We start from the raw sequence: 10,920 nt of genomic DNA on the forward strand, positions 1-10,920 counted from the left end.
TAATCGTCATTAAAATTTATTGTTAAAATAGACAGAGTCTGCGATTACTCTGTCTATTTTTTTTATTTTTTCTGTGATAAACTAGACAAGGTGTCAAGGAAATTACATAAAGTTTCTTCTTTGTTATAGAGATTAGCTTAAAAGTTGGAGGTATTGGAAATTGAAAAAAATCAGCAAGATGACCCTCATTTTCACTTTTGTTTTTGTTCTTGTTATGTCGCAATTTGCCTATCAACCGGGGGAAGCTGTTGCTGAATCTGATAATTTGGGTTTAAAAGCAGAGGCAGCCATCATCATTGATGGTGAAACAGGACAAATCGTGTATGAAAAAAATGCCGATAAAGTATTAGGGATTGCATCCATGTCTAAAATGATGACAGAGTACATCATAATGGAGTCAATTGAAAATGGGAAAATCAGTTGGGATCAAAAAGTTAAAATAAATAAATACGTACATGACCTTTCAAAAGCACCCAATTTGTCGAATGTTGGGTTAACGGAAGGTGAAGATTATACAGTTAAGGAACTATATCAAGCTATGGCCGTCTATTCCGGAAATGCGGCAACAGTAGCTTTAGCACAGCTAGTTTCCGGAAGTGAAAAGAGCTTCGTTAAGTTAATGAACGAAAAAGCGAATGAATTAGGCTTGAAAAACCATAAATTCGTTAATGCCAGCGGCTTGAATAACGGTGATTTATTAGGGCAGTTTCCTTCAGGTGATGAAGATGATGAAAATATCATGACAGCAAAAGATACTGCACTTCTTGCGTATCGTTTAATAAATGATTATCCGGAAGTGTTGAAAATCGCCAGCATCCCTAAATTGAAATTCCGTGATGGAAAAGAATATCCGAACTTCAACTGGATGCTGCCTGGCCTGATATTTGAATATAAAGGCGTAGATGGACTAAAAACGGGATCTACTGACTTTGCCGGATATGGACACACAGGGACGGTTATCCAGGACGGTCAGCGCTATATCACGGTGGTCATGAAGTCCACTAATAAAAACGAACGTTTTGCGGATAGCACTAAGCTTATGAACTATGCTTATGCAACCTTTAAAAAGGAAAAAGTCCTTCCTGCCAACTACCAGGTGAAAGGGAAAGAAACACTTTCAGTAGTGAAAGGCAAGGAAAAAAACGTTAAGATTCAATCTGAAAAAGCGATCGAGCTACTTGTTGAAAATGGTGAGAAAGACAACTATAAAACAGATTTAGTGATCGATAAAAACAAATTGAATGATGATGGTAAGCTGACTGCACCAATCAAAAAAGGTGAAAAGCTAGGTTACATCACAGTCACTCCTAAAAAAGGAGAAAATTACGGGTACATCAACGGAGATCAGGTTAAGGTTAACGTCGTAGCTGCTGAATCTGTTGAAAAGGCAAACTGGTTCGTACTATCAATGCGAGCGGTTGGCGGATTCTTTGGTGACGTATGGAGCAGTGTAGCTTCCACTGTTAAAGGCTGGTTTTAAGTTTCACGTATAAAACGGTTGCGTAATGTATAAAATTATAGTACATTATGGAAAACAATCTGATTATATAAGAAAGCAATGACAGGAAATAGTAACAAATATTTCTTTCTATAGAGAGCCGATGGCTGGTGGAAATCGGTGTAAGAGTTTTGTGAATCCCTCCTGGAGCAGAGTATGGAAAGCCTTTTGGGTCAGTAAGTACTTTCGGTTAAAAGCCGTTATCGTGATAAGTGGTAGGCGTTTTTTAATAGGCCTTCAACTAGGGTGGCAACGCGGGTTAACTCTCGTCCCTTCTTCAGGGGACGGGAGTTTTTTGCGTTCTTTGATAAAACATCAAAATATTAAGGAGGAACTGAAGATGTTGGATTTGAAATATGTAAGAAATAATTTTGAAGAAGTGAAGCGTGTATTGCAATTTAGAGGAGAAGATTTGACCGATTTAGGTAAATTCGAGGAACTTGATGTAAAGCGTCGGAATTTGATTGCTGATACGGAAAAGTTGAAAAGCCAAAGAAATGAAGTTTCACAGCAAGTGGCCGTATTGAAACGGGAAAAAAAAGATGCAGATCAGCTGATTGCCCAAATGCGTGAAGTTGGTGACCGTATCAAAGGATTCGATGATGAACTTCGTGAAGTGGAAGCCCAGTTAGAAACATTACTTCTTTCCATTCCGAACATTCCGCATGAAAGTGTGCCTGTTGGTGAGACGGAAGACGATAATGTCGAAATCCGTAAATGGGGAGAGTTACCGGAATTCAAGTTTGAACCGAAACCACACTGGGATGTAGCCGGAGATCTAGGCATCCTGGATTTTGAACGGGCAGCAAAAGTGACCGGAAGCCGATTTGTATTTTATAGGGGTCTTGGTGCTCGATTAGAACGTGCATTAATTAGCTTTATGTTAGACCTTCATGTTGAGGAACATGGATATGAAGAAATGCTGCCACCTTATATGGTTAACCGTGCAAGCATGACTGGCACAGGTCAATTGCCAAAATTCGAAGAGGATGCTTTCCGTATTGAAAGTGATGATTACTTCTTGATTCCTACAGCTGAAGTCCCGGTGACAAACTTCCATCGTGATGAAATCATGAGCATGGACGATCTGCCGATAAGCTATGCGGCATACAGCGCTTCTTTCCGTTCAGAGGCAGGATCTGCAGGTCGTGATACCCGCGGGTTAATTCGTCAGCACCAGTTCAATAAAGTTGAACTAGTGAAATTCGTGAAGCCGGAAGATTCTTATGCAGAATTGGAAAATCTCACGGGTCATGCGGAGAAGGTCCTTCAATTGCTAGGACTTCCATACCGAGTGCTGAGCATGTGTACGGGAGATCTTGGCTTCACTGCTGCTAAAAAGTATGATATCGAGGTTTGGATCCCGAGTTATGGAACGTACCGCGAAATTTCTTCTTGCAGTAACTTTGAAGCATTCCAGGCTAGACGGGCCAATATTCGCTTCAGACGTGATGCAAAAGGCAAACCGGAACACGTCCATACTCTAAATGGATCAGGTTTGGCAATCGGCCGTACAGTCGCTGCCCTTTTGGAAAATTACCAGCAGGAAGATGGCAGTGTTATCATACCTGAAGTATTACGTCCATATATGCGCGGTGCGGAAGTCATTAAACCGTAAGTCAAAAGGAATCAGCTTCTGATTAAGGAGGCTGATTCCCCTTTTTATCAAAGTTTGAAAATTATTTTAAAAAAACTTTATAGAGCGCTTGACTTTAATTTTAATTCCATGTAATATAATAAATGTTGATACGGAGGTATACCCAAGTCCGGCTGAAGGGATCGGTCTTGAAAACCGACAGGGGAGTCAAATCCCGCGGGGGTTCGAATCCCTCTACCTCCTCCATAACTTATTAATAACCACAGCGCATAAATTGGATATCGATGAATTCCGTTGCAGATATGTAACGGAATTTTTGTTTTCTAATATATTAAAAAACCACCGGATAACCGGTGGTTTTTCTTTTTATACATTTCGCAGCAACTTGGTTTGCTCCATATATTCGGCAATCCGTTTTATAAGAGGTTCGATGCTTGCTTCATCCTGCATAAGGTCATATTCGTTTATATTTAATCGTAGGACAGGGCAGGCGTTGAATTGATCAATCCATTCCTCGTAACGGCCGTGCATTTCCTGCCAATATTCAATTGGGGTATGCTGTTCCATTGGACGGCCGCGTTCTTGGATCCGGTCGAGGATATCATCAAGCGAACCTTCGAGATAGATTAGTAAATCAGGGTGCGGGAAGTATGGCGTCATTACCATGGCATTGAAAAGGCTTGTATACGTTTCGTAGTCCACATCATTCATCGTGCCTTTTTCATAATGCATTTTTGCAAATATCCCTGTGTCTTCATAAATGGAACGGTCTTGGATAAAACCACCGCCATATTCGAAGATTTTTTTTTGCTCTTTAAAACGTTCAGCGAGGAAATAGATTTGCAGGTGGAAACTCCAGCGATTAAAATCATCGTAAAACTTATCCAGGTAGGGGTTCGTATCAACCTTTTCAAAGGATGTCCTGAATTGAAGGGCATCGGCTAACGCATTGGTCATGGTCGATTTTCCTACGCCAACCGTCCCTGCTATCGTGATGACGGCGTTGTTTGGAATATTATATTTCTTTCGTAAGTTCATTTGACTTTACTCCTTTGTGCAGGGCATTCTCTATTTGGCTGATTATCGTTTTCAAATCATCCTTGTTCCCGACAAAATCCAGCTCATCTCCGTTGAATGTAAGAACAGGTATGTCAGGGTGCTGTTTCTCAAATGTTTCCATGAATGTTCGATAATCCGCGGATAACTGCTCTAAATAAATGGAGGATATATTTTTTTCGAATTCACGACCTCTTTTACCGATTCGGGAAAGAAGAGTATCAAGACTTGCGTTTAAATAAATCACCATATTAGGTTTAGGCATATCCCGTGTTAAAATATTGAATATTTCAAGGTATTTATTGTATTGTCCGTTCTTTAACGTTCGTTCAGCAAATATCAAGTTCTTGAATATATGGTAATCAGCCACCACGGCTTGGTCATTAGTAAGATACTTTTTATCGATATCTTCCAATTGTTTATAACGGTTACACAGAAAAAACATTTCTGTTTGAAAGCTCCACTCATCAATATCTTTATAGAATTTCCCGAGAAATGGATTTTCATCAACAATTTCCTTCAATAATGAAATTTGAAAATGATCTGCGATAACTTTTGCAAGTGATGTTTTTCCCACGCCGATTGGACCTTCGACAGTGATAAATGGGGTGGATTTCATCCAATCTGTCCTCCTTCAATGAGGTATCAAGCTGAAATTCCCGGTTATTAGGTTTTTCGCCAAGAGATATTGTATCACAGACTTGGGACTTTAGTGACATTTTTGTCAGGTTGATAAAGAAAGAGAATGAAAGAGTGTTATCGGGGATGTATGTAGGTTAGTGCCCTTGTTCAATTGAATGCTTAAATGTCTTCACCTTCTTTTATGGACGCCTTGAGAACATGGTTCATCATCTTTAATGCGTAATGATTATCTTCCTTTGATGCAGAAGCGATGCAATCCTTCGGAATCCATAATTTATATTCCCGCATATAGGCATCATTGGCCGTGAATAGGACGCAGATGTTGCCAGCTATTCCAGTAATGATCAGGGTTTCCACGTTTAATCGTTTAAGCAGTGTATTGAGTGCCGTCCCATAAAATGCGGAATGCTTCGGCTTGATGAGAAAGAATTCATCCTGTTGAGGTTTTATTCTTTCGATTAATGAGGCATTCCCTTCATTTTTACATCTAGCAATAATTTTATCGAAGTCAGCCTGCCATAAATCATAATGATCGTTGATATAAATGATTGGAAAACCCTTTTCTTTCATTTGCTTTTTTAATTTCAAAATCGGATCGACGATAAGCTTCGTATGTGCAAGGAGCATATTCCCGTATTTGAAATCAAAATCATTGATCATATCAATGATAAGCAATGCAAAAGAAGGCGTTTCAGGTCGATTCATGGTATATCCTCCTGTAATGTGAGAATTTACTTGCAGCACGTATGCCGCATGCGTTACTATTCATTAGAACAAGTAGTATGACCTTTATTTTGTCTTATATTTGTCTGTTTACTCCTACTTAATATAAGGGGGTTTTTTTATGAAGGATGATGTTTATTACATGAATTTAGCCTTAAAGGAAGCGGAAAAGGCGCAGATGTTGAATGAAGTGCCGATTGGCGCTTTAATCGTAATAGATGATCAAGTTATTTCGACGGGGCATAACCTGAGGGAAACGGAACAGAATGCGACGGCACATGCGGAGCTGCTTGCGATCAATGAGGCTTGCCGTGCTACTGGCAGTTGGCGTCTTGAAGATGCGACATTATATGTAACGCTGGAGCCCTGTCCCATGTGTGCTGGTGCCATCTTGCAATCAAGGGTAAAAAGGGTTGTTTTTGGAGCCCATGACCCAAAGGCTGGCTGTGCAGGGACATTCATGGATTTACTCCAAGATGAACGCTTCAACCATCAATGTGATGTAACAAGCGGTGTATTAGGGGAAGAGTGCGGCTGGATATTGACTTCATTTTTTAAAGAACTTAGGGATAGAAAGAAAACGTTGAAAAGAGAGCAAGCACTCAAAATTGCCGAGGAAAATAAATAGGTGAAAACGAATGTTGAAGATGAGGCTTTGCTTCATTTGATAAATTTGGAATCAAACTGTCCATGAACAACACTTGCGTTTTTTTTGTTACCTTAGTATAATGAATTATGCGTCGACATGACGCTTTGAATTTGGTATTACTTTTGCCGTGCTAGACGGGGAGGTAGCGGTGCCCTGTACTCGCAATCCGCTCTAGCGAGGTTGAATCCCTTCTCGAGGTTAGCATTCTGTAGGGCCTGCCTTAAGTAAGTGGTGTTGACGCCCGGGTCCTGCGCAATGGGACTCCATGAACCATGTCAGGTCCGGAAGGAAGCAGCATTAAGTGGAAGTTCTCATGTGCCGCAGGGTTGCCTGGGCCGAGCTAACTGCTTAAGTAACGCTTATGGTTGCTAATCGACAGAAGGTGCACGGCAGTTATTTTACATAAACAAAAAACTCATTCGTATCGGGTGGGTTTTTTTTTATGCCAAGAAGGTAAAGCGCTTGGCATTTTTGAAAAAAATGAGACAATGATAGAATTTCTTTTTAGACTTTGATATTAAGGAAATCAGTAATGTATAATAAACAAGGTGGAGAAAAAAAGGAGGGATTTCCGTGGGGTATCAAGCATTATACCGGGTATGGCGGCCACAACAATTCATTGATGTAGTCGGGCAGGAACATGTAACGAAAACGTTGCAGAATGCCTTGGTCGGGCAGAAGGTTTCGCATGCCTATTTATTTTCCGGTCCGCGTGGAACAGGGAAAACAAGTGCTGCTAAAATTCTGGCAAAAGCAGTGAATTGTGAGCATGCCCCGACAAGTGAGCCCTGTAACGAATGTGCTACCTGCCGCGGAATCACCGATGGCTCCATATCAGATGTTATAGAAATTGATGCAGCATCCAATAATGGTGTCGAGGAAATCCGTGACATTCGTGATAAGGTCAAATATGCACCGAACGCGGTTACATATAAAGTTTATATCATTGATGAGGTACATATGCTATCACAGGGTGCTTTCAATGCACTTTTGAAGACATTGGAAGAACCCCCGAAGCACGTGATTTTTATATTGGCGACGACTGAACCTCATAAGATTCCACTAACGATCATTTCCCGTTGCCAAAGGTTTGATTTTAAAAGGATCCAGCCTCAAGATATAGTTGGCAGGATGTCACAGATCATCGCAGAAACAGGTGTTTCATGTGATGAACAAGCCCTGCATATCATTGCGAGGGCAGCCGAAGGCGGGATGCGGGATGCACTAAGCCTTCTTGATCAAGCGATATCCTTCAGTTCAGAGACGGTTTCTGTGGAAGATGCATTGACTGTCACCGGTTCTGTTTCGCAGGCGTTTTTAAGCCGGCTGGCAAAAGCTATATATGATAAAGAAGTAGCGGTGGCACTTGAAGTCCTTGAAGAATTGCTGGCCATGGGAAAAGACCCGGCTCGGTTCATTGAAGACATGATTTATTATTTCCGTGACATGCTTTTGTTTCAAACGGCACCGGCACTGGCAGAATCCTTCGAGCGTGTTTTGATAGATCCCCAATTTAAGGAATTGGCAGAAGTGATCTCTTCTGAATCGATTTACTCCATTATCGAAAGCTTCAATCAAACACAGCAGGATATGAAATGGACAAATCATCCAAGGATTTTCCTTGAAGTGGCACTTGTGAAGTTATGTAATGAGCAAAGGCCAAATCAAAATGATAACGGGCAGCTGTTGCAGCTGCAGCAGAAAATAGAAGATTTAGAGAAGAAATTGATTGAAATGCAGAAAAACGGCATTCCGGCAGCCATGACAGAAAAGCCTGCAGAGCAGGCTAAGGTGCAAAGGGCCGTTAAAAAGGCATATAAAGCACCTGCAGGGAAGATCAATCAAGTTTTGAAACAAGCTACAAAGCCAGGTCTTAATGCTGTGAAAAGTAAGTGGGGGGAAGTGCTTGAGCAGTTAGGTCAGCAAAACCAAAAGTCATTGGCAGCTTTATTAACGGAGGCAGAACCTGTTGCTGCGTCAACTGAAGCTTTTGTGGTAAAATTCAAATATGATATTCATTGTCAAATGGCAATGGAAAATAACCGTTTCGTGGAAGTGATAGCCTCGATCATGCAGCAATTGACCGGACACCGAATGGAGATAGCTGGAGTTCCGGAGAGCCAGTGGCAAAGGTTGCGGGAGGACTTCATCTCAACACAGCAGTTCGACGGTCCAGAAGAAACGGAATCAAAAGAAGAAGACCCCTTTATAGCAGAGGCTAGAAAATTAGTCGGCGATGATTTACTTGAAATTAAAGAATAATTGGAGGTAAGGAAAATGGGTATGCGCGGCGGTAATATGCAGAACATGATGAAACAAATGCAAAAGATGCAAAAGAAGATGGCAGAGGCACAAGAAGAATTAGGTGAAAAAAAGATTGAAGGAACTGCTGGCGGCGGAATGGTAACGGTCATCGTGACTGGACATAAAGAAATCGTCGATGTAATCATCAAACCGGAAGTTGTCGATCCGGATGATATCGATATGCTTCAGGATTTAGTTCTGGCTGCGACTAACGATGCTTTGAAAAAGGCGGAAGAATTGACAAACCAAACGATGGGACAATTCACTAAGGGAATGAACCTTCCGGGTATGTTTTAAGCAAGTTCAAAAGAAACTTCCTTTCAGGGGGTTTCTTTTGAAATTTTTAGGAGGAATTCGATGCATTATCCAGAACCAATTTCCAAGCTCATTGACAGTTTTATGAAATTGCCGGGGATTGGTCCTAAAACGGCTGCTCGATTAGCCTTTCATGTATTAAGCATGAAGGAAGATACTGTTTTGGATTTTGCAAAGGCACTTGTTAATGCTAAGCGGAATCTTATGTATTGCTCAGTCTGTGGTCATATTACCGATCAAGATCCCTGTTATATCTGCGAAGATCAAAAGAGGGACAGAAGTTTGATTTGTGTGGTTCAGGACCCTAAAGATGTAATAGCTATGGAAAAGATGAGAGAGTTCAATGGTTTATACCATGTACTGCATGGCAGTATTTCCCCGATGGACGGAATCGGTCCGGAAGATATAAATATTCCTGATTTATTAAAGCGCCTGCAAGATGAAACAGTGCTGGAGGTCATTTTGGCTACTAATCCTAACATTGAAGGTGAAGCGACAGCCATGTATATTTCGCGGTTGCTTAGACCTTCAGGAATAAAAGTGACCCGAATTGCCCACGGACTTCCTGTTGGCGGAGATTTGGAGTATGCGGATGAAGTGACGCTATCAAAAGCAATTGAAGGAAGAAGAGAAATATAAGGTAGCTGGGAGGACTTCACTTGTTCTTTCGTAAAAAAAAGAAACTTCGGAATGAATTCAATGATTCATTAATCGAAGAGCTTGAACAGTTGAAATGGAATTGGCATAATCAAAAATCACTACTTGAAAAAAGCGTTGATCCATCTGAGGAAGTAATCGCCCAAACGAGGCTGGCGGAAGTGAAATATTTCTACCTATTCAGGGAAGTTAAAAGAAGGAATGTCCGCTTAAAAAGATGATAAGGAAATGGCTGTGAAGGATTTCGTATTCCTCATGGCCATTTTTTCAGTTCTTAATCCATCGTTCCCTTCATATAAGTGTAGTACAAGCTTGCGGGGAGGAATGAGTTTGGAACCAGTTGTCTTTGTTGCCGTAATTGGCGGCCTGATTTTAATGCTCCTTATTATCGGGGCGCCATTAAGACCCGTCCGGTTCATAGGGCAGGGGATTATAAAGATCATTATCGGTGCAGCATTTTTGTTCTTTTTGAATACACTTGGGAATCAAGCGGGCATTCATGTCCCCATCAACCCTGTTACCTCGGCAGTCGCCGGCCTGCTTGGAATACCGGGAGTTGCCGCTTTGGCAGCCATTGGTTATTGGATTATCTAAAGGAAATGCGTAGAAGTCATTCTTATGAAAACCTCATGGATATCTCCATGGGGTTTTCATCATGTTATAGTTTTTTTAAAATAACTAATTAAACCATTGACGATAACTCTTCAACCTGATAATATATTAGGAGTCGCCAATAACGACATCATAAATTGCTCAATCAAAAAAACAATATAAAAAAGTTATTGACATTAGATTGAGTAAGTGATAAGATAATAAAGTCGCTTACGAAGTAACGACAATAAATCGCTCTTTGAAAACTGAACAAAACAAAGCGCCAACGTTAAATTTTAAGTGAGCACACACTATTAAAAAAGCAAATGAGCAAGTCAAACATTTCTTCGGAGAGTTTGATCCTGGCTCAGGACGAACGCTGGCGGCGTGCCTAATACATGCAAGTCGAGCGAATCGACGGGAGCTTGCTCCCTGAGATTAGCGGCGGACGGGTGAGTAACACGTGGGCAACCTGCCTATAAGACTGGGATAACTTCGGGAAACCGGAGCTAATACCGGATACGTTCTTTTCTCGCATGAGAGAAGATGGAAAGACGGTTTACGCTGTCACTTATAGATGGGCCCGCGGCGCATTAGCTAGTTGGTGAGGTAATGGCTCACCAAGGCGACGATGCGTAGCCGACCTGAGAGGGTGATCGGCCACACTGGGACTGAGACACGGCCCAGACTCCTACGGGAGGCAGCAGTAGGGAATCTTCCGCAATGGACGAAAGTCTGACGGAGCAACGCCGCGTGAACGAAGAAGGCCTTCGGGTCGTAAAGTTCTGTTGTTAGGGAAGAACAAGTACCAGAGTAACTGCTGGTACCTTGACGGTACCTAACCAGAAAGCCACGGCTAACTACGTGCCAGCAGCCGCGGTAATACGT

General features: G+C 41.6%; 11 protein-coding genes, 1 tRNA gene, 1 rRNA gene, 1 other RNA gene and 1 other annotated feature (1 of these 15 cut by a window edge). Of the genes, 11 read left to right on the plus strand and 3 right to left on the minus strand.

Translation table 11 applies throughout. The features are described 5' to 3' along the window. Window positions 1–160: 160 nt before the first annotated feature. From ABC374_RS25635 to ABC374_RS25645, 3 genes are all read left to right on the plus strand, one after another. Window positions 161–1,480, plus strand: a complete 1,320-nt coding sequence (locus ABC374_RS25635) for a D-alanyl-D-alanine carboxypeptidase family protein (RefSeq protein WP_413020116.1) — start codon at window positions 161–163, stop codon at window positions 1,478–1,480. Between the two features lie 69 nt (window positions 1,481–1,549). Further along, window positions 1,550–1,775 (plus strand) — a binding site (T-box leader). 63 nt (window positions 1,776–1,838) lie between these two features. After that, window positions 1,839–3,116, plus strand: coding sequence for a serine--tRNA ligase (gene serS / locus ABC374_RS25640; RefSeq protein ID WP_350300825.1), 1,278 nt, complete (start codon window positions 1,839–1,841; stop codon window positions 3,114–3,116). Window positions 3,117–3,248: 132 nt separating this feature from the next. After that, window positions 3,249–3,341 (plus strand) — tRNA-Ser (locus ABC374_RS25645). Window positions 3,342–3,461: 120 nt separating this feature from the next. On the opposite strand, the gene ABC374_RS25650 is transcribed toward ABC374_RS25645, so the two are convergent. The 3 genes from ABC374_RS25650 to ABC374_RS25660 all read right to left on the minus strand — a co-directional run bounded on the left by ABC374_RS25650 (window position 3,462) and on the right by ABC374_RS25660 (window position 5,498). Then, entirely contained in the window at window positions 3,462–4,133 is a 672-nt protein-coding gene (locus ABC374_RS25650) for a deoxynucleoside kinase (RefSeq protein WP_076373259.1), read from the minus strand. Next, window positions 4,111–4,770 (minus strand): deoxynucleoside kinase, encoded by a 660-nt coding sequence (locus ABC374_RS25655; RefSeq protein ID WP_350300826.1) that lies wholly within the window; start codon window positions 4,768–4,770, stop codon window positions 4,111–4,113. The genes ABC374_RS25650 and ABC374_RS25655 overlap by 23 nt, the downstream gene beginning before the upstream one ends. 182 nt (window positions 4,771–4,952) lie before the next feature. Next, entirely contained in the window at window positions 4,953–5,498 is a 546-nt protein-coding gene (locus tag ABC374_RS25660; RefSeq protein WP_350300827.1) for a cysteine hydrolase family protein, read from the minus strand. Between the two features lie 139 nt (window positions 5,499–5,637). On the opposite strand from ABC374_RS25660, the gene tadA reads away from it, so the two are divergent. From tadA to ABC374_RS25700, 8 genes are all read left to right on the plus strand, one after another. Next, complete coding sequence (tadA, locus tag ABC374_RS25665; protein WP_413020118.1) at window positions 5,638–6,144, plus strand: tRNA adenosine(34) deaminase TadA; 507 nt, start codon at window positions 5,638–5,640, stop codon at window positions 6,142–6,144. A 146-nt stretch (window positions 6,145–6,290) separates the two neighbouring features. After that, an RNA gene (gene ffs, locus ABC374_RS25670) (signal recognition particle sRNA large type) lies at window positions 6,291–6,555 on the plus strand. Window positions 6,556–6,738: 183 nt separating this feature from the next. Beyond that, on the plus strand, window positions 6,739–8,427 hold the full coding sequence (gene dnaX / locus ABC374_RS25675) for a DNA polymerase III subunit gamma/tau (RefSeq protein ID WP_350300829.1): 1,689 nt from the start codon (window positions 6,739–6,741) through the stop codon (window positions 8,425–8,427). Between the two features lie 21 nt (window positions 8,428–8,448). Continuing rightward, complete coding sequence (locus ABC374_RS25680; protein ID WP_053348895.1) at window positions 8,449–8,766, plus strand: YbaB/EbfC family nucleoid-associated protein; 318 nt, start codon at window positions 8,449–8,451, stop codon at window positions 8,764–8,766. A 60-nt stretch (window positions 8,767–8,826) separates the two neighbouring features. Continuing rightward, window positions 8,827–9,423 carry a recombination mediator RecR gene (recR, locus tag ABC374_RS25685; protein ID WP_034316264.1) on the plus strand — a complete coding sequence of 199 codons (597 nt, stop codon included), beginning with the start codon at window positions 8,827–8,829 and terminating at the stop codon, window positions 9,421–9,423. A gap of 20 nt (window positions 9,424–9,443) precedes the next feature. Next, window positions 9,444–9,662: a YaaL family protein gene (locus ABC374_RS25690; protein WP_034316261.1), complete on the plus strand. Its 219-nt coding sequence runs from the start codon at window positions 9,444–9,446 to the stop codon at window positions 9,660–9,662. Between the two features lie 103 nt (window positions 9,663–9,765). Next, window positions 9,766–10,035 (plus strand): pro-sigmaK processing inhibitor BofA family protein, encoded by a 270-nt coding sequence (locus ABC374_RS25695; RefSeq protein ID WP_387552124.1) that lies wholly within the window; start codon window positions 9,766–9,768, stop codon window positions 10,033–10,035. A 341-nt stretch (window positions 10,036–10,376) separates the two neighbouring features. Next, window positions 10,377–10,920, plus strand: a 16S ribosomal RNA gene (locus ABC374_RS25700) (it continues 1,007 nt past the right edge of the window).

This window comes from Peribacillus phoenicis (genome assembly GCF_047238085.1).
Lineage (GTDB): Bacteria > Bacillota > Bacilli > Bacillales > DSM-1321 > Peribacillus.